The organism is Infirmifilum tikiterense (assembly GCF_054696565.1).
The window spans coordinates 1,676,705-1,696,659 of record NZ_CP182482.1; the positions used below are offsets into that span (position 1 = coordinate 1,676,705).

23 protein-coding genes and 1 tRNA gene are annotated in these 19,955 nt (G+C 56.7%); 12 read left to right on the top strand and 12 right to left on the bottom strand.

The window, feature by feature from the left end; genetic code table 11:
* Nucleotide 1 precedes the first annotated feature (1 nt).
* Entirely contained in the window at nt 2–745 is a 744-nt protein-coding gene (locus ACNO7C_RS09195) for an amino acid ABC transporter ATP-binding protein (RefSeq protein ID WP_460024802.1), read from the top strand.
* Here the strand turns inward: ACNO7C_RS09195 and ACNO7C_RS09200 are convergent.
* Complete coding sequence (locus tag ACNO7C_RS09200) at nt 726–1,532, bottom strand: hypothetical protein (RefSeq protein WP_460024803.1); 807 nt, start codon at nt 1,530–1,532, stop codon at nt 726–728. The two genes, ACNO7C_RS09195 and ACNO7C_RS09200, sit on opposite strands and share 20 nt — an antisense overlap.
* A gap of 150 nt (nt 1,533–1,682) precedes the next feature.
* Between ACNO7C_RS09200 and cysS the strand changes: the two genes are divergently transcribed.
* Nucleotides 1,683–3,113 (top strand): cysteine--tRNA ligase, encoded by a 1,431-nt coding sequence (gene cysS, locus ACNO7C_RS09205; RefSeq protein ID WP_460024804.1) that lies wholly within the window; start codon nt 1,683–1,685, stop codon nt 3,111–3,113.
* A 35-nt stretch (nt 3,114–3,148) separates the two neighbouring features.
* Here cysS and ACNO7C_RS09210 read toward each other — a convergent pair whose 3' ends face one another.
* Both ACNO7C_RS09210 and ACNO7C_RS09215 read right to left on the bottom strand, forming a co-directional pair.
* Nucleotides 3,149–4,102, bottom strand: coding sequence for an ROK family protein (locus ACNO7C_RS09210; RefSeq protein WP_460024805.1), 954 nt, complete (start codon nt 4,100–4,102; stop codon nt 3,149–3,151).
* Between the two features lie 578 nt (nt 4,103–4,680).
* Complete coding sequence (locus ACNO7C_RS09215; protein ID WP_460024806.1) at nt 4,681–5,031, bottom strand: hypothetical protein; 351 nt, start codon at nt 5,029–5,031, stop codon at nt 4,681–4,683.
* Nucleotides 5,032–5,120: 89 nt separating this feature from the next.
* Here ACNO7C_RS09215 and ACNO7C_RS09220 point away from each other — a divergent pair, with 89 nt between their 5' ends.
* Nucleotides 5,121–5,285 carry a hypothetical protein gene (locus ACNO7C_RS09220; RefSeq protein WP_460024807.1) on the top strand — a complete coding sequence of 55 codons (165 nt, stop codon included), beginning with the start codon at nt 5,121–5,123 and terminating at the stop codon, nt 5,283–5,285.
* A gap of 17 nt (nt 5,286–5,302) precedes the next feature.
* Here the strand turns inward: ACNO7C_RS09220 and ACNO7C_RS09225 are convergent, their stop codons facing one another.
* Together ACNO7C_RS09225 and ACNO7C_RS09230 are read right to left on the bottom strand one after the other, a co-directional pair.
* Complete coding sequence (locus ACNO7C_RS09225) at nt 5,303–5,878, bottom strand: hypothetical protein (RefSeq protein ID WP_460024808.1); 576 nt, start codon at nt 5,876–5,878, stop codon at nt 5,303–5,305.
* A gap of 5 nt (nt 5,879–5,883) precedes the next feature.
* Nucleotides 5,884–6,333: a hypothetical protein gene (locus tag ACNO7C_RS09230; protein ID WP_460024809.1), complete on the bottom strand. Its 450-nt coding sequence runs from the start codon at nt 6,331–6,333 to the stop codon at nt 5,884–5,886.
* A gap of 61 nt (nt 6,334–6,394) precedes the next feature.
* Here ACNO7C_RS09230 and ACNO7C_RS09235 point away from each other — a divergent pair, with 61 nt between their 5' ends.
* The 4 genes from ACNO7C_RS09235 (at nt 6,395) to ACNO7C_RS09250 (ending at nt 9,097) form a co-directional block, all read left to right on the top strand.
* Nucleotides 6,395–7,150, top strand: a complete 756-nt coding sequence (locus tag ACNO7C_RS09235; RefSeq protein WP_460024810.1) for a DUF2208 domain-containing protein — start codon at nt 6,395–6,397, stop codon at nt 7,148–7,150.
* Between the two features lie 26 nt (nt 7,151–7,176).
* Nucleotides 7,177–7,250 (top strand) — tRNA-Gly (locus tag ACNO7C_RS09240).
* A gap of 159 nt (nt 7,251–7,409) precedes the next feature.
* Nucleotides 7,410–7,718, top strand: a complete 309-nt coding sequence (locus ACNO7C_RS09245) for a winged helix-turn-helix domain-containing protein (RefSeq protein ID WP_318536720.1) — start codon at nt 7,410–7,412, stop codon at nt 7,716–7,718.
* A gap of 152 nt (nt 7,719–7,870) precedes the next feature.
* Nucleotides 7,871–9,097: a nicotinate phosphoribosyltransferase gene (locus tag ACNO7C_RS09250; protein WP_460024811.1), complete on the top strand. Its 1,227-nt coding sequence runs from the start codon at nt 7,871–7,873 to the stop codon at nt 9,095–9,097.
* Here the strand turns inward: ACNO7C_RS09250 and ACNO7C_RS09255 are convergent.
* Complete coding sequence (locus ACNO7C_RS09255) at nt 9,077–9,550, bottom strand: GIY-YIG nuclease family protein (protein WP_460024812.1); 474 nt, start codon at nt 9,548–9,550, stop codon at nt 9,077–9,079. The genes ACNO7C_RS09250 and ACNO7C_RS09255 overlap by 21 nt on opposite strands.
* 64 nt (nt 9,551–9,614) lie before the next feature.
* Between ACNO7C_RS09255 and ACNO7C_RS09260 the strand changes: the two genes are divergently transcribed.
* From ACNO7C_RS09260 to ACNO7C_RS09270, 3 genes are read left to right on the top strand one after another with little or no spacing between them, the layout of a single operon-like run.
* Nucleotides 9,615–10,784, top strand: coding sequence for a 2-oxoacid:acceptor oxidoreductase family protein (locus ACNO7C_RS09260; RefSeq protein ID WP_460024813.1), 1,170 nt, complete (start codon nt 9,615–9,617; stop codon nt 10,782–10,784).
* Complete coding sequence (locus ACNO7C_RS09265) at nt 10,774–11,316, top strand: hypothetical protein (RefSeq protein ID WP_460024814.1); 543 nt, start codon at nt 10,774–10,776, stop codon at nt 11,314–11,316. Before ACNO7C_RS09260 ends, ACNO7C_RS09265 begins: the two co-directional genes overlap by 11 nt.
* Nucleotides 11,317–12,165, top strand: coding sequence for a thiamine pyrophosphate-dependent enzyme (locus ACNO7C_RS09270; RefSeq protein ID WP_460024815.1), 849 nt, complete (start codon nt 11,317–11,319; stop codon nt 12,163–12,165).
* Nucleotides 12,166–12,192: 27 nt separating this feature from the next.
* On the opposite strand, the gene ACNO7C_RS09275 is transcribed toward ACNO7C_RS09270, so the two are convergent.
* On the bottom strand, nt 12,193–12,885 hold the full coding sequence (locus tag ACNO7C_RS09275) for a hypothetical protein (RefSeq protein ID WP_460024816.1): 693 nt from the start codon (nt 12,883–12,885) through the stop codon (nt 12,193–12,195).
* A 64-nt stretch (nt 12,886–12,949) separates the two neighbouring features.
* Here ACNO7C_RS09275 and ACNO7C_RS09280 point away from each other — a divergent pair, with 64 nt between their 5' ends.
* Nucleotides 12,950–13,576, top strand: a complete 627-nt coding sequence (locus tag ACNO7C_RS09280; protein WP_460024817.1) for a PD-(D/E)XK nuclease family protein — start codon at nt 12,950–12,952, stop codon at nt 13,574–13,576.
* Here the strand turns inward: ACNO7C_RS09280 and nucS are convergent.
* The 3 genes from nucS to twy1 form a co-directional block, all read right to left on the bottom strand.
* Nucleotides 13,563–14,291, bottom strand: coding sequence for an endonuclease NucS (gene nucS / locus ACNO7C_RS09285; protein WP_460024818.1), 729 nt, complete (start codon nt 14,289–14,291; stop codon nt 13,563–13,565). The genes ACNO7C_RS09280 and nucS overlap by 14 nt on opposite strands.
* 25 nt (nt 14,292–14,316) lie before the next feature.
* Nucleotides 14,317–15,276, bottom strand: a complete 960-nt coding sequence (locus ACNO7C_RS09290) for a zinc metalloprotease HtpX (RefSeq protein ID WP_460024819.1) — start codon at nt 15,274–15,276, stop codon at nt 14,317–14,319.
* A 64-nt stretch (nt 15,277–15,340) separates the two neighbouring features.
* The gene (gene twy1, locus ACNO7C_RS09295) at nt 15,341–16,405 is read right to left on the bottom strand and encodes a 4-demethylwyosine synthase TYW1 (protein ID WP_460024820.1); all 1,065 of its coding nucleotides are present in this window, start codon (nt 16,403–16,405) and stop codon (nt 15,341–15,343) included.
* 138 nt (nt 16,406–16,543) lie between these two features.
* On the opposite strand from twy1, the gene ACNO7C_RS09300 reads away from it, so the two are divergent.
* Nucleotides 16,544–18,385 carry an MFS transporter gene (locus tag ACNO7C_RS09300; protein WP_460024821.1) on the top strand — a complete coding sequence of 614 codons (1,842 nt, stop codon included), beginning with the start codon at nt 16,544–16,546 and terminating at the stop codon, nt 18,383–18,385.
* Here the strand turns inward: ACNO7C_RS09300 and ACNO7C_RS09305 are convergent, their stop codons facing one another.
* Both ACNO7C_RS09305 and ACNO7C_RS09310 read right to left on the bottom strand, forming a co-directional pair.
* Nucleotides 18,386–19,171 (bottom strand): anaerobic ribonucleoside-triphosphate reductase activating protein, encoded by a 786-nt coding sequence (locus tag ACNO7C_RS09305; protein ID WP_460024822.1) that lies wholly within the window; start codon nt 19,169–19,171, stop codon nt 18,386–18,388. It abuts the gene before it with no gap.
* Nucleotides 19,171–19,950: a nucleoside recognition domain-containing protein gene (locus tag ACNO7C_RS09310; RefSeq protein WP_460024823.1), complete on the bottom strand. Its 780-nt coding sequence runs from the start codon at nt 19,948–19,950 to the stop codon at nt 19,171–19,173. Before ACNO7C_RS09310 ends, ACNO7C_RS09305 begins: the two co-directional genes overlap by 1 nt.
* Nucleotides 19,951–19,955: the final 5 nt, after the last annotated feature.

Here is a 19,955-nt window from a genome sequence, read left to right on the forward strand (position 1 = left end):
GATGGGGGAAGTCGTCCTCGAGATGCATGACGTGTGGTCAGGATACGAGGACACAGAGGTGGTGAAGGGCGTCTCGCTGAAAGTGCACAGGGGGGAGAAGGTCGTAATAATGGGGCCCAGCGGGAGCGGGAAAAGCACCCTCCTGAAGACAGCGGTCCTTTTAGTGAAGCCGAAGCGCGGCAGGATATTCCTCGACGGAGAAGAGCTCACCTCTGGCCGAGTCAACATTAGGGCTGCTAGGGCGAAGACCGGGTTCGTGTTCCAGAGCTACAACCTGTTCCCCCACATGAAAGTTATTGAAAACATAACTCTTCCCCTAAGGATCGTGAAGGGGTACAGCGCCGCGGAGGCCGAGAGAAAAGCCCGCGAGGTACTAGCCCAGCTCGGCCTAAGGGGGCTTGAAGAGAAGTACCCTCTCCAGCTTAGCGGCGGTCAGCAACAGCGAGTAGCCATCGCGAGGGCCCTGGCCATGGACCCGATATTACTGCTCCTCGATGAGCCGACTTCCGCACTGGACCCCGAGCTCAAAGCTGAAGTCCTCGACACGCTCCGCGAAGTTGCTAGGCGCGGCATAGCCATGCTTGCGGTGACGCACGAGCTGGACTTCACGCGGGATATAGCAGACCGAGTGATAATAATGGAGGATGGGAGGATCGTGGAAGAGGGCGATGCAAGGAGGATCCTCGAGAACCCCTCGACAGAGCGCACCCGCCAGTTCTTGAAGCTCATCGGGAGAACAGGGTAGAGTACAGGCTGTAAAGCTCTCTCCGCGACTCCACGCCCCACTGCACGAGAAACCTCATGTAAAACGACCACGAGTGCTCAACAAGGTGGTCTATCTTCCTCCTCACCAGCAGCGCGACCTTTTCGGCGACCTTTGCATCTGCACACGCCTCACCTCGTGAGGCGGAAGCCACGCACCTCAACGCCTCGCTTATACCGGTGTTGCCGAGCGCCGCTATCGTTAACGACAGGATGAACTCCACGCTTAGGCCGGCGGGGGCGCGACTGCGGCAGAACCGCAAGTACTCCTCGAAAGTCGACCCCTCGAGGGTAGGGCTGAGGTCCCGCAGGCTGTCCTTCGTTTCCTCAAAACGGGTTTTGTACAAGTCGATAGGTACGATCACCTTCTCCGGCTCTATGAACAAGACGCAGTACACAGGGACGCCTGGGTCGTAGACAACTGTAAGGGACGTGATGTCGGTGCAGAAGGCGGGTGCCACTGGGATGAGCGTAAGTGGGCGCGAAGGCGCTGAGCTCTCGAAAAGAGCCTGCTTTATTCCGCCCTTTTTCAGCCGCTTAACAGACAACGCCTTAGCCGCGTTAACCGCGTTAAAGCCACCGAAACCCACGAGACCCAACGACGGTCTACTCCTCAACTCTGAGTGAATTTTATCCAACTCTTGGAAGCTGACACTGCTCACGTTAAACGAGTCTCCAGGTAGCAGGATCGGCGAGTACTCATCCCTTATGATTATCGAAGGTTGAGGAACTCGCAGCTGAAATGAGGTGATCAGTTCAACTTCGCTCATCTACCCACCTTTACTCATGTAGCAATACGTCTTCTCCTTGCTTAGGAATTTTTCCACGGGATCCCTGGAGGTTATTGCCTGCGGTGCTAAGCTTGAGGAAAGTATAATAATGTTCTTGCGACCTTTCTCATCCGCCGGTGAAAGACAATTGTGTTGCAAGTCTACAACACCCTGAGTAGAAACCTCGAGGTTTTCGAGCCTGTGAACCCTGGAAGGGTGCTTATCTACGTTTGCGGGCCAACGGTCTACGACTTCTCCCATGTAGGCCATGCTAGGACATACGTAGCGTTCGACGTCATCAAGAGGTACCTGAGGCTCAAGGGGTACGACGTTTTTCACGTGCAGAACATAACCGATATTGACGATAAGATCATCAACAGGGCGGCGGAGGAGGGGAGGGACTGGAGGGAAGTCGTCGACGAGTACAGCAAGGACTACCTGGAAGCCCTGAAGAAGCTCCGCGTCTTCGTGGACGTGCATCCGCGCGTTACGGAACACATCGGCGAGATAATCGAGTTTATACAGAAGCTGATAGACAAGGGTCATGCTTACGTTGCTCCCAGCGGTAGCGTGTACTTTGACGTAGACACCTACGATGACTATGGCAGGCTGAGTGGGAGGCTTGACAAGAAGATGTGGAGCCAGGAGGAGTTCGCCACTGAGAAGAAGAACCCGTACGACTTCGCCCTCTGGAAGGCCAGGAAACCGGGGGAACCTTACTGGGACTCGCCGTGGGGGCCGGGGAGGCCGGGCTGGCACATAGAGTGCAGTGTCATGTCGTCCCGCTACCTCGGCAAAAGGTTCGATATCCACGGAGGAGGGTCTGATCTGATCTTCCCACACCACGAGAACGAGCGGGCCCAGAGCGAGTCGCTGTTCGGCGAGAGGCCGTGGGTCAAGTACTGGATGCACACAGGGATGCTTCAAGTCGGCGGCGAGAAGATGAGCAAGAGCCTGAAGAACATCGTGCCACTGAAGGACCTCTTCAAAGAATACGACCCTCTGGTCGTCAGACTGTGGCTCGCCAGCGCGCACTACAGGACCGTGCTGAGCTTCAGCGACGACTCCCTCCAACAGGCTCAAGCTAACCTGCAGAGGCTCAGAGGGGCAGCTCAGCTCGTCTACAGACTGACACGCGAGGTTGAGCCCCCAGGCCGGCTATCCGACGCCGAGCTCAGCGTGCTAGCAGAGCTTTCTGATATCAGGAAGAGCTTTTACGAGAGCATGGACCAGGACTTCAACGCCAGCTCAGCGTTTGCCTCAGCGATGAGGCTGGCTTCCATCATTTACTCGCAGATCGCAGCTAAGCCCTCCTACACCACGGTGCTCTACGCCTACAAGCTCCTAGACGAGTTTAACAAAGTATTGGGCGTTATGGATGACGTCCTCGCCGAGCTCCCGAAGGAGCTGGTTCCTGTTGACGAGCTGATAAACCTCCTCGTGGAGGTGAGGAGCGCGCTGCGTTCGCAGAAAAACTGGGAGCTGAGCGACTACATTAGAGCTAGGCTCAATGAGCTCGGAGTAATTCTGATGGACGAGAAGGATAAGACTAGGTGGATAATCAGCCCGCGACCCAAGTAGCGCTGCAGCCAGCCAAAAAAAGCGGAAGCTCTCTTTCACCTCAGCGGGACTTTTCTCTCAAGGCCAAGCCCGAGGGCAAGTGCCCCCAGCAACCCGGCGTTTGCGCCGAGCCTCGTCAACTTGATCTCGGGGGGTCTATTCACGGTGTAGTTCTTCACACTATCGCGCAACCCCTCGAGCAGGATATCAGGGTTGTTCAGGGCAACGGAGCCCCCAACCGTCACGAGCTCGGGATCGTAGTAGTTCACTATCGCGGCGAAGCCGTACGCGTTGAACCTCTTAACCTCCGATATCACGCGCCGGGCTAGGGGGTCCCCCGCCCTGTAAGCCTCGAACACGTCACGTGCCTCAAGCTTGCCTCCGGTCATCAGACAGGATCCTTCAACCTTCTCGTGCTCTGCGATAAACCTGGCAAACCTGGGTATACCGCTCCCCGAGCAGTAGGCCTCCCAGTGGCCTTTTTTACCGCATCCGCACGTTAGCCTTTCCTGCGAGTCGACGACTACGTGACCTATCTCGTGCGCGTTGCCATCTTTCCCGAGCAACAAGGAACCGTCAACGTACACGCCTCCACCAATTCCGGTGCTTATCGTCACGTAGACCAGATTGTCAAGCCCGGCCCCCTCTCCCCAGAATTTCTCGCCGACTGCGGCTGTGACAGCGTCGTTGGCAAACGCGACTGGAAGGTTAACCAGCTCCTTCAGAACCCTAACGACTTCCAGCCTCTTAAACGGCATGTTAGGTGCAGCCACAACTTCCCCCCTGGCCATGTCAAGGGGGCCAGGGCTGCCAACGCCCACACCAGTGACCTCGACCTTGTACTTCGCGCGGAGCTCGCGGATCACATGGGCTATCCTATCAAGGTACAGGTTGGGGTCCTGGTAATCCCAAGTCTTGAACGTCACAACCTCGATGAGCTCGCCCTCGTCGTTTCCCAGGGCTATGCGGGTATTCGTTGCCCCTATATCAATCCCTATGGCGTACCTCACATCATAGAAGAACGGACTCAGGGTATTAAAGCCCCACGTCGTGGCGGCAATTCTTTTTCTCGGCTTCTCCAGCCCTTTCAGTGTTCGCAGCAAAAAGGAGATAACCCCCAACAGCCAAGTAGGGGTTGGAGCCACCAGCTCTCGCCTGTCCCCGGCAGGGGATAAGGTGTCGCAAGTGGCGCAGCAAGAGGTGAGGCGCTAAGACCATCCCAACAGGGGCGCCAATGACGAACTTGAAAGGTGTCCAAGGAGTCGTGTTTAGGTCAGGCATTAAATGATGAAGGTGAAAAGCAGGGAACCGTGACCGAAAACCGTCGCTTCTGAACTCTAGTACTCTCCACTCTACACCTTTCAGTCTTGGATTACGCTACAAGTAGCCCAACCGTCTTGCCTCATACCTCCTGGTTCCAGAGGAAATCCTCTTGAGCCATGTAATTGATGAGCCGCCTTGAAGAACTCAGCGCTCTCGAGTAGCTATGTCGGATCATGCCGCCCGCTTAGGACGGGTCGCGGCTAAAAGGGGTTTTTCACGGGTTGTCTGCCTAAGCGCGATAGACCGAGGCTGTCTCAATACCTGTCTACTTTACGAGTAGACGAGACAGCATTACTACAGCATCGTAGTCAGCGGGGTTAAACTCCCCCTCGATCACTACCGTCTTCTCACTCACTTTGTAAATTATCACCGCTCTAGACCCCTGCTTCAGCGCCAGCCAAGGTTCAGCGGCCCCAATTATCGCTAGGGCCGAGCTCGCGAAGCTCCTGAGGTCCGCGACATCGGCTTTCTCCGGGTACGCGTACGTAATGCTCTCGGAATCGAAAACCGCCATGCGCTTAACCCCCAGCTTTTTCAAGGCCTCTAAAATGTCGCTATCCTCAATAGACACCTCGATCACGGGCCTCTCGCTCAAGGAATCCTGCACCGTTCGCACACGGTTGTCGCACCTAATGAATTTTTCCCCTTTGGCTCCCTCACCGACATGCATAAATAGCGGTTATCTGCGGTTCACACTGACAGACCATGAACCCCTACACTCTGATGGACGAAGAGGAGGAAGAATGGGAGGAGGAGTTCGAGGAAGAGGAAGAAGAGGAGGAATGGGAGGACTTCGGTGAAGAAGAGGAGTTCCTAGAGGAGGAGGAAGAGGAAGAGTTCGAGGAGGAAGAAGAGGAGGAAGAATTTTAGAATAAAATTTGGTGTAATCAGCGTTTTTTGGACGGCTTCTTTGAGCGTTTGGTCGCGCGCTTCTTGCCCCTCAGTACATAGGCGTAGACTCCAGCTAGCAGTACAATAGCAGATGCCACCACTAGAGGTAGCGTAAACGATTCGCCAGCCTGCGCCTTTGCGCTGTAAACCTCAAAATATGCGACGGCTGGGTCAGCGTTGTCTGAGAGCAGGGTCAGCATCACGCTGGCGTTTCTAGGGCTCTCCAGTCTGACGAAGAGTGTCTGAAGGACGGGCTTGCCGGGTGAAATAACTCCAATGTTAAGCGTAAGGTTTCTCCCCCACTTAATGCCGTCGGCCGTGAGGTTTACTCCTTCTCCTCCGTAGACGTAGAGGGTTGAGTTTACCGCCGCCTCGTCCCCGTAGTTGTATACCCAAACCCTCACGGGCCCGGCGCCTCCGACGCTCAGGGTTATCGTAGGAGGGGTCGGGTAGATGACTAGGAAGGGGCCCTTCTGGAGCCGCGCCTCTGCTTGATGCTCTAGGAGCATCGCTCCGTAAACCAGAGACGGCATGAGGACTGCGACGGCTATGAGGATGAGAGCTACGCGCATAAGGATTACCCGTCGCACTTCAAGATTAAGGTTTCACCGCCGAAAACCGGATCCAGGGGCGAAACCACGCGGGTCGTCGAGTTAAAGCCCACCTCCTCCAGAACCCACTTCCTGCACTCCGGTTGAACGGTGGCCGAAACTATGGTGAAGGTGTTGTTCCTGAAGCCGACGGTTAAGTCGCTGTACGCCGAGGCGACGAGCAGGGCCGGTTCGCCCCCGTACACCGGCGTTGAGTCGAAGCACCTCACTGACTGCCTCGTCTCTACGCAGAAGCGGACGTATGAAACCCTGCCTGAGGCGGTGTTAACCGTGCCTTGTAGGGCCTCAAGATCCCTCCTTATCCCCTCGAGCTCCTCTTTAAGGGAGAGAACCTTGAGCGCCAGCGTGACCGTGAAGATTGCGGCTATCAGAGCCCATGCGAGAGCCAGTGAGGTCACCAGCCTGTGCCTCTCCACGGGAGAGGGAGGGTCGAGAAAGTATAAAAACATGCGCCTCATAGGGGTTGGGAGGTCGTAGATGAAGCTCGCGCTTGTGGCACAGTACCTATTGGGGCTCGTGCTGATGGTGCTCTTCGCCTTCATGAACGCTAACTACCCTGATAAGACCTGGCTCTTCTTCACGCTCTACCTCCTGGTGTTCATGGGAATAATATTTCTCATCACAGGGCGCCAGGCGAGAAGCATCTTCAGGGACATAGAGGAGATAAAGAGCGGTGAGGTCTTGCTTGAAGCTAACCCAGAGGAGGTTTTGAGGCTGAGAGAGAAAGACATGGATAAAACTCAGGGGGAGCTCGCCGCCCAAGTCAAGGCCAGCTTAATACCCTTTATCACCATGATACTGTTCATAGTGGTCTTCTATGTCCCACCACTCCGCGGCTTCTTCAGCAGTATAGGCTCTTCGCTGTCCACTGACCAGAGAACGGCCAACTTCTACTACTTTCTCGCGATGTACGGGGCGTTCTACGTACTCTCACTAATCACAGGGCTCTACACCAGGAGGCTCCAGGCAAGGACAGGGACTCTGACTATAGCGACGAAGTACGTGATCACGACAAAGGGTATAATTGTCGATGACAGGCTCCCTGTTAAGTTCCCTATACAGGGAAGCCTCAAGACGGACACAAAGAGGAAGTTCGTAGAGGTAACCCTAAAGCAGCAGGTTATGGGCAACGAAGTCAAGCAGAGAGTTAGGCTCTACACCCCCGAGCCATCTAAGCTCGCAAGCATAATAAAGGTAAAGGGCCTCGGCGAGGACTCTCTGAGCAAAGTATAAAAACCTCGTCCAGGTAAAAACCAGGGGCGGCCGTAGTCTAGTCTGGTAGGATGGCGGCCTGCCACGCCGCAGATCCCGGGTTCAAATCCCGGCGGCCGCACCTTCTCCTGAACTCCTCTACCCCGCATTTCAAATGCTGGAAGTGGTAGCGTGTGTCACTCAAAGGTTATAGGTAATCGAGTTAGATGTTCCAACAACTACATGCATAAGGTCGAACGGAGAGTTTATTTGTAGGCTTTTCTTCAAGGGATTTAAGCGTGTGAGGGATGCAGTGATGCCTGACAAGGTGCTGTCGCTTCGGGAAGCTCTAGAGCACCCATTGCGTAGGAAAATCGTGTCCCGTCTCCTCGAAAAGCCTGGCCTCAGCGTCCGGCAACTTGCGAGGGACTTAGGGGTTAGCATTGGCTCTCTGACGGGGCACCTCGTGATCCTTGAGCGGGTAGGCCTTGTGGTTGAGGTTAGGAATAGCAGGAGGCTACAGCTGTACGTTAACGATGAGATGCTGGCTGAGAAAGCTTTAAGCGCAGTTCTCCAGGAAGAAGCGAGCGATGCCGGTTTAGCCAAGTAACGGGCTCCTTGCTTGCCTCCAAGTAACAGGCCACAAGCCATGCAGTGGGCTCTAGGCGCGCACATTTGACACCACCTTGTAGTAGCTTGTCCAAGCGAACTGCCGACTGAGAAAGTATTTAATCGGAGTGTTCAGGTTTAGAGGGTGATCGCATGGGGGAATGGGAGAACAGGTTTATTTACGCTACATTCGACGAAGTTAAATCAGGCCTCACGACGGATGTGTACTTCACGCGCACGAGGCGCATCCTCGAGAAGTATGGGCTCATAGACGCCGTCGTTCACGCGGAGATAACGACCAGCAAGCTTCCCGACGACTACCGCTGGGCAGTGTTCGCTGGTTTGAGGGAGGTTCTCAAGCTCCTTGAGGGCAAGAAAATCACCCTGCGTTCACTGCCTGAAGGTGAGGTTTTCACGCCTACGGACTTCTACGGGAACAGGATCCCCGTCATGACGATCGAGGGGCCCTATGGTGAGTTCCTTGAGCTGGAAACCCCGTTGCTCGGCTTCCTCGCCTCAGCCACGGGCATCGCTACGAAGGCCGCTAGGGTGAAGAAAGCGGCTGGAGATAAGATCGTCTTGTCGTTTGGAGCCAGGCGGCAGCATCCGGCCCTAGCGCCGTTCATAGAGTACTACGCTTACATCGGAGGCGCAGACGGGGTTTCAGCCGTCCTCGGGGCGAAGGCCCTGGGGATCAGGGCGACGGGTACGATGCCTCACAGCCTGATGATCATCTTCAAGGCGTTCAAGGGTGACCACACGCTGGCCTGGAAGGCTTTCGACGAGGTCGTGGAGGAGGACGTTCCCAGGATAGTTTTGGCCGACACATTCCTGGACGAGGTCGAGGAGTCGCTGCTCGCAGCTCAGACACTGGGGTCTAAACTCTGGGGTGTGCGGCTTGACACGCCTGGAAGCCGGAGAGGTAGCCTCGAGGAAATAATAAGGGAGGTCAAGTGGAAGCTGAGGGCAAAGGGCTTCAGGGACGTGAAAGTAGTTGTTTCAGGCGGCGTAGACGAGTACAAGATACCTTCACTCGTCAAGGCGGGTGCCGACGCCTTCGGGGTTGGCTCGGCGATCTCCACCGCCCCTCCTGTGGACTTCGCCATGGACATAACCTCGGTGAACCGTAACGGCAACTGGGAGCCCATCGCGAAGAGAGGCAAGCTCTCGGGGAGAAAGCAGGTGTACAGGTGCAGGAAGTGCATGGTGGATGTAGTCCAGCTCCTCGAGGAGGAGCCACCAAAGTGCCCCGTCTGCGGGGGTAGCATGGAGCCTCTCCTAGAGACTTACATCGAGAATGGAAAGCCCATCGCGAAGCCGCTTGAGCCGAAGGAGGTGAGGCGCAGGGTTCTCGAAGCCTTAAACAGGCTTGAGCTCTAACACCTTGCCCCTCAGCCCCGCTAGCATGAACGCCTCGAGAAGAACCCCATCAACGCCACCGCTCTTCGTCCACCTGAGGAAGTGCGATGTGCACCCCCTCGTGCAGTCGCTTGACCCGAAGCCTTTAACCACGTGCTCGAACCCCAAGCTCTCGAGCGGTGGCACCAGAACGCACTCGGGCTCAACGGTCTCCGCGCAGAAAGCTCCGAGGACACGGGCTTGAGGGAGCGTGGTGACGAGGTCGATGTGCCACTTGACCTTCTTTGCCTTCCTGACATGCCTTGAAACCCTAGCCCGAACGCCTCCTGGACCCTTAGCCGACCCGACATAAACGTAAATCCCGGGGCTTATCGACACATCTTTTCCCTTTAATTTGATAAGGGAGGGTGACTCAATTTCCACAACCAGTGCGTAGATGCCTCTTTCGCAGTCGTGATGCAGCAACTTGATCACAGCTTATTATGCCGATTACAATAAATTTATAGGCTTTTTTACATAGTTAAAACCTCGGTGCCCAGTGGCTAAAGGATGGCCGTTGTCAGTGCTCGTGGCTGGCCCAGCCGGGGCTGGAGTATTCGCCACCAGCCTCATTATCGGGAAGACCTTACTAAGACACGGCCACTACGTTTTCGTGACAAACGAGTACCCCTCTCTCATACGTGGCGGCCACCAGTGGGCCCTCGTGAGGAGCTCCCCCGACGAGTACATATACTCCCACAGGAGGATCATAGATGTCATAATAGCGCTAGACAGGAGCTCAGCGTTTGCCTACGTGGGGAGGCTGAGCGAGAGAGGCATTGTCATCTGCGACGAGGCCGACTGCGCCCGAGCCCAGGACCCCCGTGTCAAGCCCCTACCCCTCAGGCGAATCCTGAAGGAGCTTGGAGCTCCACCCGTAGCGCTCAACACCCTTGCTTCAGGCGTTGTCTTCGGGCTCCTCGGTGCTTCGCGTGAGGTCGTTAGCTCCGTCATACGTGACCAATTCGCGGCCCGTGAGGATGTGGCCAGGCTAAACGTAAGCCTAGTCGAGAAGGGCTATGAGCTAGGCGTAGGCCTAAACACCGGTGCTTTCCCGAGCCTGGAGATTCTGGGAAACGGTAAAGAGAGGCTACTAATAGATGGGAACTCCGCCGTTGCCCTAGGGGCCCTTGCCGGAGGCATGTCGTTCTTCGTGGCGTACCCTATGACCCCAGCATCCCCCATACTTCACTTCCTTGCGGAGATACAACGCGATTACAACATCGTTGTGTTTCAGCCCGAGAGCGAGATAGCGGCTGTAAACATGGCCATCGGTGCAGCGTATGCTGGAGCGCGCTCCATGGTGGCAACAAGCGGGGGCGGCTTTTCACTGATGGTTGAGGCTCTCGGGCAAGCCGCTATGACCGAGACCCCACTAGTCGTAGTCGAGGTTCAGAGGCCCGGGCCAAGCACAGGCCTGCCAACCCACACAGCTCAGGGTGACTTAAGGTTCGTTATACACGCTTCTCAGGGCGAGTTCCCTAGAGCTGTGCTTGCCCCGGGTGACCCCTACGAGGCGTACTTGCTGGGCTTCAGGGCTATGGAGGTGGCGTGGGCGTTCCAGATATCGGTGATCCTGCTCTCGGACAAGTTCCTGGGGGGAGAGTTACTGGACGGTCCAGCAGCTCCCGCAGATGGCCCCCAGCGCGGGCTCGGTGGTGCGTGTTGAGGTTGGAGGCGGTTACGCCCGCTACAGGATAACGGAGGACGGAGTGTCTCCGATGGCTCTGCCTGGCACTAGAGGGGCGCTCGTTTACGCAAACACCAGCGAGCACGACGAATACGGTCAGGGAAGCATCGACCCGTCTGTTGTCAAAGCGATGCAGGAGAAGAGGTTCAGGAAGCTTCCGAAGCTGAGAGCGATCGCCGAGGCTGAGGGCGTCAAGACGTACGGTGAGGGTGATCGCGCGGTCGTGACTTGGGGGTCCACGAAGATGCCGGTCCTGGAGGCGGTGAAGAACGTGAACGGCGTGAAGGTGGTTCAGGTCCTATGGCTTGAGCCGTTTCCCGTAGATCGGTTGCGAGGAGAGCTGAAGGGAAGGCCCTTCATCGTCGTCGAAAACAACATGACGGGGCAGCTGGTATCCCTTATACGCGAGAAGCTCCTTGTCGAGCCCGAGGGATTCCTGGGGAAGTACGACGGCAGGCAGTTCGAAGCGGAGGAAATCGAGGACTTCCTGAGGAAGAAGGGGTGGGTTTAGGTGAGCTTAGAGCTCTACGACACCGGTAGAAGACCCGTCTGGTGTCCAGGTTGCGGCAACTACGGCATCCTGCTCGCTCTCAGGAAGGCGTTGGCGGAGCTGAAGCTGAGCCCCGAGGAAGTCGTGATAGTTACGGGCATCGGCTGCCACGGGCGCATCAGCGACTACATGCGCACTAACGCTTTCCACACGATACACGGTAGAGTCCTTCCGCTTGCCACCGGCATAAAACTGGCAAACCCGAAGCTGACCGTGATAGGGCATGCTGGCGACGGCGATGCCTACGCCATCGGTCTAGGCCACCTCCCTCACGCCGCGAGGCGTAACGTCGACATAACCTACATCGTGCACAACAACATGGTCTTCGGCTTGACGACGGGACAGGTCACCCCCACGACGCCCCGTGGCGTCAAGACTAAGTCAACTCCCTTCGGGAACCCTGAGCAGCCGTTGAACCCCGTCCTGCTTGCGCTCGCGAGCGGTGCGACGTTCGTTGCCCGTGGCTTTAGCGGAGACGTGGAGCACCTGAAAGAGCTGATAAAGGCGGGCATACTCCACAAGGGCTTCGCGTTCATAGACGTCCTTCAGCCGTGCGTGACGTTTTTCAACACGTACCAGGTGATCCGCGAGCGCGTATTCAAGCTCGAAGAGGCTGGGCACGATCCCTCAGACCTGGAGAGCGCTATGAAAATGGCGATGCTAAGCGGCGGCCGAATACCCATTGGTGTTTTCTACAGGACGCAAGCCCCCACACTGGAGGAGGCCTTCAGCCACGCCATGAACCCGCCGCCCGCCGCTAGGGTGCCGAGCGCCGTCGACCTCTCGAGGGCTCTCAGGCGTTTCAGGTAGTCTACCCACCTAGCTTATCCTCGCTTCTTAGATCGGGACGGGCTCAACCTTTGGCAGTATCCTTTCGACGATGTAGCTTCTGAACTCCTCATCCTCTATGCGTGAGAAGGCTATGATAAGCCCTCCGGCCGAGACCCCAAACAGCCCCCTCTCATCGCGGTAAACGACGTATCTCTCCTGCCCCACCTGCATGTACCGCTTTAGAAGCGAGCTCTGAGCGAGGAGCTTACCGTAGAGGGCCACAGTGTCAACCCCGGCGACCTCCCTGAGACCTGTGAAGACCACCTGCCTAGGCTCAGCCCCCTCGCTGTAAAGCTCCCGTAGCCTCTGCGGGGGTATGTAGACCGGCGAGATGAAGTCTGGTTTGCCGAATATCACCTCCGAGAGAGTGGAAGACACCCTGAGGCTCTTCCGCTTGCCTGACGCCACAAGGAGGAAAATCCCGCCCCTAACCCATGTGAAGTGAAACCCTAATCGTAAGACCCTCGGTACCTTTATCGTCTCCTCGTTCACGGGTAAGGTATAAGGGGCAACCTCCTCGTACTTACCGCTCACGCCGCCCTCGAAGCTCTCAAGGTCGGTGACCCTAACCCCTAGGCTGTACTTTTGTCCAAACACCTCTAAGCTACCCTTCATCAGGGAGAATTTGCTCAGCTTCTCGAGTATCTCCTCCGCCGAGACATTCTCCCTAACTTCAAAAACAGTGTAGGCTAGAGGCAATTACTACCACCACGTTACTCTGGAAAACCTTTTTTATTATACTAACGCGTAATTTTAACAGTGTATGTCCCTCACACCTCAAGACGTTGAAAGGATCGTTTACAGGTCTCTCCGCACAGCCTACGAGAAGGACAGAGACGTGTGGACGGCTCCTCCAGAGGTCGTGTACGTCACCGAGGTTACAGGCTGCCTCAGGAGGTCATGGTACATACGGGCCATGGGGGGACCGCTACCCGACGAGAAGATAGTCATCCTCCTACTGGGCGACGACGTCCACCTGCTCATAAACAGCGAGTTCCCCCTGGGGGAGGGGGAGAAGAGCTTCGAGAAGGAATTCCAAGGCGTGAGGCTCAGAGGCCGCGTTGACAGAATCGCGGGTGAGACGATATTCGAGTTCAAAACCGCGAGTGCTATACCGAGGGAGCCCCGGGAACACCACGTCGACCAGATGCAGCTCTACTTCTGGCTGACAGACCGCTCAAGGGGCTTCATAGTCTACGTCTCGAAAACGACAGGTCAAGTGAAGGCCTTCCCCGTCGCGAGGGACGAGGAGAGAATAAAATTCCTGCTGGACCGCGCGATCAGGCTCAGCCAGTCTCTCAAGCAGGGAAACCCACCCGACCCAGAGAAAGGCTGGCTCTGCGACTACTGCGAGTTCCGAGAGGCGTGCCCGCTCTTCAGAGGAAGTTAGCGATGCCCCTTCTCGTCACTTCGTACACCTTTCTCATGTCCACGCGCCTGAACTCTAGCCCCTCTTTCTCCAGGGCTATGAGTGCGGATCTTGTGAAGCCCGGGGCCGCTAGGATACCCCTGACGCGAAACCCTGTAGCGTTTCTCAGCCTGTCCACGTACCTCTTAAGCTGGTAGACCGCCTCCACGCCAGCCGTTTCCTTCTTCACCTCAACCACCACGTAGTTCCCGCTCTCATCGACGAACATTAAATCGGCGTAGCCGGCCGCTCCCAAACGCACCTCCTCCTCGACGGGCTTCAGGCTCTCACCGAGGATCGCCTCAGGCCCCAGCAGAATCGCTTTTTTAATGCTCTCCTCGTCACCCCACATTTCAAACGTAGCTGTGTCTTCGAGCCTGTAGGAGCGAAAGTCCAGGACCCTGTGAAGCACGATAACGAGCTCCTCCTCAGGCCTAGGCCGAAGGGACCTTAACACAAGCCTACCATCCTGCTCGTAGACGCTCACAATGCTGCCCTCAGGCTGGTAGTTTACGGGATTCGCGCCAGAGGGTCTGTGCACGAGCACCGTGCCGTCTCCTTTAATCAGTATCACCCTTTCCCCGCGGCCGAGCCTCGAGGAGGCGCGGCCCCTGTACTCAACCTCGCAGTCCCCGACGATGACGATTACTTCCCTCCTCCTGATGGAATAGCGTATTCTCTCGGCTAGCTCATCCACGTGAAACTGGGAGAAAAAGGCCCGTTTAAAGCTTCTCGTATCGTCCCAGCTCCTCGAGCCTTCTAAGCCTCTCAACTATGTTGGGGTGGGTTGAGAAGAGCTCAAGTATCTTGTCTGCTAACGTCACTCTCCTCTCGGCGATCCTCCTCGCAAGCTGGTAGCCCTCCAGGCTCTCCATGTCCTCCACCGCTCTGTCCGGGTCGGCTATGAAAAGCTCCTTGAAGCCGGCAACCCGAAGCTCAGCGCCCTGAAGCTTTATCCTACCAGTGTAGCTAACGATCTTCGCGAGCGCGGACATGAGCCTTGCGGCGCCTACCGACGGTGACGGCGCGGTTTTGACGCTATGGTAGTCTGCATAGTACTCCCTGATCCTGCTGAGGTGCAGGTTCGCTAAGCTTAGGATAAAGTAGATGAGCAGGCTCAGAAAACCTAAGGCGATAACCCCGCTCCTGTCCCTATCCCTGTCGCCTCCAGAGTAGAGAAACATCCTGCCGAGAATGTAGAAGAACGCCGGTAGCACGGATACGAAGGTCATTATCTGCACGTCCCTGTGGACAATGTGCCCAACCTCGTGGCCCAGCACTCCCGCTATCTCCTCCCTGCTAAGCGTGCTTAGCAGGCCGCGCGTTACAGCAACCTTGTTACCCGTCAAGGGGGATCCGTAGGCGAAGGCGTTGGGGTAAGGAACCTCGGCAATCATGAGCTTCGGCTTCTCCCGCAGCCCGCTCCCCGCCACCACATCCTCCAAGGCCTGGTGCACGTGGGGGGCCTCGCTGTACGGTAGCTCCCGCACGTGGTAGAAGAGCTCGACGAGGAACGGTGAGACAAGCCACTGCCCAACGTTGAACACTACAGCGATGATGAGCGCTGCGAGCGGCGATGCCAGGCCAAAGACGTCCAGCAGGAAGACGAACGCCAGCGTCGTTAGACCGAAGATGAATGCTAGAGTCAGGATCATCGAGAGCCTGAGATCCTCAAGCGCCATACGCTACACCCAGAAACATTCTTGCCTACAGCTTATAAATCATGCTCACCTATCGTCCATAATTCTAGTAGTTCAGGATCTTGTAGCCGTGCTCCTCCATCGTGAAGTCCTCGACCTTGCTCTTCCACTTTTCGTCCAGCTTCTCGACCCTCTTGAACCACTCCTCCCGCATCTTTAGGTTCCTCTCCCAAGCGTCCTCGTCGCGCACGAGCAGGACCACGCGGCTCTTCTCGTCCGTCAGCTTGATCTGGTAGCCTGTTCTCCTCGAGATCTCCTCAGCGAACTTAAGCATCTCGTCCTGCGTGGGCATAGCGCTGATGGGCAGCCTTTTCTGGCTCTCGCCGACCCAGGTGTACCCCTTCAGCTCCACGAACATGGGGTTCCCCAGCTTCACGAGCGAAGCGTAACCGTCGGGATCAGTCATGTTCACACCCTTGACCATCGTGAACCTGATGACCGTCCTGCTTTCGGTGAACCTGTTTAGGATCTCAAGGCTCCGCTGCACCATCTCCCAGGCGCGCGGAATCTTTGGCTCCGCTGTGTAGTTGAATACCTCCTCGTTGGGCCCGTACACGCTGACGTAGAGGTTCGTGGGCTGGGCGTCCCTCTTGATGAGCTGTTCGAGCCTAACGGGGATGGAGCCGTTGGTTACCAGGAACGCGGTCATGTTCCTCTCCTTGACGCGCTTTATGAGCTCGGGAAGCATGGGGTACAGGGTGGGCTCGCCGTCAAGGCTCATAGTGAAGTGTCTCGGGAACATCGCCTCCAGGAAGCGCTCCCGCGTCACCCGTGGGTTACCCTTAAAGCCGATCAGCAGAAGCCGCTGGGCGATTATGGATCCATCGATTATCTCGTCCGGCATGTCCCACTTCCAGTTAGGCGGGATCTTGAACCTCCCCGGCTGTTGCATCCTCCAGCAGAACTTGCAGGAGAAATCACAGAAGTTGAGAACAGGCGTCATCTGAACGCACCTGTGGCTCTGAATACCGTACCAGTTCTTGTAGCACAGGCGCTCTCCCCTCATCGCCGACTTCGTCCACCTGCAGACGGCCACGGCGCTGTGCTCCCCAACGAGCCTGTAGCCGGCCCTCAGGTAACGTTGCACGTCAAGCCTCTCCTGGCTCATCATTCCACCGGCTTACCTTACAGGTCTGGTGCTTAAAAATTATCCTCTATATACCTCGACGAGACATTAAATAGTTATATAGAATTCACATAAAAATAATTTTATAAAAGCCCCTCCTGGAGAGTAAGTAGGGGTATCTGCTTGCACAGGGAAACTTTAGCCCTCTTGCTCATACTGGCGACGGAAGTGCTTATTGGCAGCGCTACAGGCGTCCAAAGGACCATACTCACGGTAGCCACAAGCGAAGCCCTGGGAAGCCTTCCAACGCTGCTCCCAATACTCTCCTTCGGCGTATTCAAGGCCACCTTCGACCTGGCGGCGGGCTTCATCTCGCATAAGAAAGGGAGAAAGGCTGCTCTCGTCTCCGGGACTCTCGCGTACTTCCTAGGTGCTCTCGTAATCCTGCTGCTCAAGCCTCCTGCGGACTTCATCCTCGGCAACGTTCTAGTCGGAGTGGGGGAGGGAATCGTCTTCGCCACCTCAGCTATAGCAATTGGAGATATCCTGGGCGTAGAGAGATCCTCGCTGACATTCGGCTACATCGAGAGCGCATGCTACGTAGGCTACGCGCTGGGCGCCTACGTGGGAGGGTGGGTGTGGAACTCTCTCGGGCCCCGTGAGACGCTGACCTACATAGCGGTTTCATCGGGTTTAGCCGCACTCGTGGCTCTCTCGAGCATCGAGACGAAGACGTACTCTGAGGCCGATCGGAGAAGGTTCTCCTTGACCCCCAAGCCCCAGGGAGCCCTCAGGATCGTTGTCACAAACCCGAGCACTCTCTCAGCCCTCATCGCGGCGCACATGGCCAAGGTTGCGGACAGCGTGGTGTGGGGCGTTATGCCCCTTTACGTTCTGAGCAAGGGGCTCGACGTTTACTACGCCGGCTACGCGCAGTCGCTACTCCTGCTCGTCTGGTCGGCGACGATGCCCTTCTGGTCCTCCTACTCAGACAGGGCCGGGAGGAGGCTCGTGTCCACGCTAGGGCTCATGGTAACCGCCTTCATGCTCATCGCTCTCCCCAGCACCAGGTCGTTCCCAGAGATCCTTCTCGTCGCGCTGGCCCTGGGGATCAGCTACGCGATGTACTACCCCGTGCTCCCTGCGCCCATAGCCGACATGAGCCCTCCTGCTGTGAGAGACATCGCTGTCGGCTTCTACCGCTTCGCCAGGGACTCGGGGTATGCCACGGGCGCCATAATAGGGAGCCTACTCCTACAGGGGGCGCAAGGTAACTACTCCTCTGTTTTCACGAACATCGGCGCTTTACTCGCGATAACGGCGGCCTTCTACTCCGTGTTCTTCAGGGAGACGAGGCCGACGTGGCCCTTCTTCGACCTTGTGATCAGGCACCTCGAAACGATCGACGAGATCCTCTCGGTTCAGAAAGAGGTCGTCAGCGACATCTTCGCCGGGAGAATTCAGGAAGCTCAGGCCAAAATGGGGGAGGTAAAGAACCTCGAGAGGAAGGCTGACAGGATAAAGAGAGAGCTGATGTGGCGGATATGGTCTGGCTTCATACCTGTTTCAAGCAGGATGGACTTCGAGCGCCTTGTAGAGGAGATCGACAAGGTTGCCGGGGCCGTGATAGAGTGCAACGAGAGGCTGCTGTGGGTGAAGTACAGCCCAGAGATCAAGAAGCTCGAGCCGAAAATCCTGGAAATGATCGAGGAGACGGAGAAGCTCTCAAAGAAGCTCATAGACAACATGCAGATGCTCCGTCTCTCGCCCGCCTACGCCGTTAACATCACGGCTGAGATTGACGCTGGCGAGAGGAGGGTCGACGTTCTCAGGTTTGAGGTTCTACAGGAAGTTAGAAGGCTCGTCGAGGAGGGGAAAATCGACCTGATGTCAGCTCTCAACGTCATGGAGGCCGTGAACCTGATAGAGATATCTTCGGACGACTTCCAGGACGCCGCCGACATAATCAGGATAATCGCATACAAGCACGCGGCGATACCACCCGAGAAGATAGAGTCTATGTGATCACACTCTTTTGCTCCCATCCTCTATCGTCCTGTAGTACACGTCCGCGAATCCCCGCAGCTCCTCGGACGCGAGCTTCGCGGCAGCGACAACCTGCTCGCGCGGAGTTTTAGGTGCCCGCCGGTACTCCTCCGGAACGCCCTCATAGGGTATGAACTGCTGCACGACGTAAACGATGCGCGGGGCCTTCTCGAGACCCATGTCGCGTATCTCGCGCGATATCTGTGCCACGTCCTCGACCGTGATGAGCCCGGGTACGAGAAGCGTCCGAAGCTCAAGGAAGTCCCCGACGCCGACAGAGCTCTTAATCCCCCTTTTAACCTTCTCCACTACCACCTTCCCAGCCCCCTCCCATAATCCGATGACACGCGCGTACAGCTCGGGCTTGGATAACGGAGCTTTCACATCGATGGCTATGTGATCCACGTCGGCTCGGCTGGTGATGTAGGAGATAGCCTCCGGTATGCTCGCATTCGTGTCGAAGCTGACCCTCAGGCCCGTATCCGCTTTCACGCGGAATAGGAGCTCCGCCAAGGCCTTGTACTGCAGGGTAGGCTCCCCACCAGTGACGTGGAAGTAGTCCACGAAGGGAGCCGCCTGCTTGACAGCCTCTAAAATCTCTTCCAGCGCCACAGCCCTCTTCTCGAGGCCGCGGGCAAGCCTGGAGTTCGCGCACCAGGGGCACCGGAAGTTGCAGTACGAGAGCCAGACGGTGAAGCTAACGTTCTCAAGCACGTCAACCAGGCTGTTCTCCTTCCAGCCTCCAACCCAGAGAAAGGCGCTCATCAAAAAGCGAGTAGGTTAACGGCTAAATAAACGATTATGGCTGAAATTGTAGCTACCAGGAACTCGTAGAGTACCAGTAGCGCCGTCAGCTTATGCCGGCGGAACTGTGCGTGGAAGGCCGAGATGGTGGCGACGCAAGGGGTGTACAGCGTGGAAAACACCATCAAGCTGGCGACCTGAGCGGGCGTCAGAGACAAGGCCTGGATCGCTTGCGCCGGGTTCAGGGTCCCCGTTATCACCATAAGCGTAGACGCGATGGTTTCCTTAGCCACGAACCCGGTCAGCAACGCCAACGCGACCTGCCACTGCGGTAGACCGATGATCGACGTTAAAGGCGTTAGAAGCTCGCCGAGCACTCTAGCCATGGATGCCGAGGCGTCGTCCGTGAACCCGCTGGGACCGATGTGCAGAAGCAGCCAGACGAGTACAGAGAGGCCTAAAATCACGCTACCCGCCTTCTTGAGGAAGTGCAGCGTGTTGTCCCAAGCGAACCACCATATGACCTTTAAACTCGGCCTGTGGTAGGGAGGTAGCTCCAGCACGAGCTCGGGCGCCTCACCGGGTGCGAGGAGCTTGGACAGCGCCCTCGCGACCACTGCTACGAGTAGCAGTGAGTAAAGGTAGACGGCCACGATGGCAACCAACTTGGAGGTCGAGGAAACGGGTAGAGCGGATACTAGGATCAGCAGGACCACGAGCCTTGCCTGACAAGGTATTAGAGGCGCGACTAGCGAGGCTATGATTTTCTCCCGATCCGTCTCAAGGATCTTTGTACCCATTATTG

Excerpts from the sequence above, each read along its gene's own strand:
- ACNO7C_RS09195 (WP_460024802.1), top strand. The coding sequence starts at position 2 with ATGGGGGAAGTCGTCCTCGAGATGCATGACGTGTGGTCAGGATACGAG.
- ACNO7C_RS09200 (WP_460024803.1), bottom strand. The coding sequence starts at position 1,532 with ATGAGCGAAGTTGAACTGATCACCTCATTTCAGCTGCGAGTTCCTCAA.
- ACNO7C_RS09220 (WP_460024807.1), top strand. The coding sequence starts at position 5,121 with ATGAACCCCTACACTCTGATGGACGAAGAGGAGGAAGAATGGGAGGAG.
- ACNO7C_RS09225 (WP_460024808.1), bottom strand. The coding sequence starts at position 5,878 with ATGCGCGTAGCTCTCATCCTCATAGCCGTCGCAGTCCTCATGCCGTCT.
- ACNO7C_RS09235 (WP_460024810.1), top strand. The coding sequence starts at position 6,395 with ATGAAGCTCGCGCTTGTGGCACAGTACCTATTGGGGCTCGTGCTGATG.
- ACNO7C_RS09250 (WP_460024811.1), top strand. The coding sequence starts at position 7,871 with ATGGGGGAATGGGAGAACAGGTTTATTTACGCTACATTCGACGAAGTT.
- ACNO7C_RS09280 (WP_460024817.1), top strand. The coding sequence starts at position 12,950 with ATGTCCCTCACACCTCAAGACGTTGAAAGGATCGTTTACAGGTCTCTC.
- ACNO7C_RS09290 (WP_460024819.1), bottom strand. The coding sequence starts at position 15,276 with ATGGCGCTTGAGGATCTCAGGCTCTCGATGATCCTGACTCTAGCATTC.
- twy1 (WP_460024820.1), bottom strand. The coding sequence starts at position 16,405 with ATGATGAGCCAGGAGAGGCTTGACGTGCAACGTTACCTGAGGGCCGGC.
- ACNO7C_RS09305 (WP_460024822.1), bottom strand. The coding sequence starts at position 19,171 with ATGAGCGCCTTTCTCTGGGTTGGAGGCTGGAAGGAGAACAGCCTGGTT.
- ACNO7C_RS09310 (WP_460024823.1), bottom strand. The coding sequence starts at position 19,950 with ATGGGTACAAAGATCCTTGAGACGGATCGGGAGAAAATCATAGCCTCG.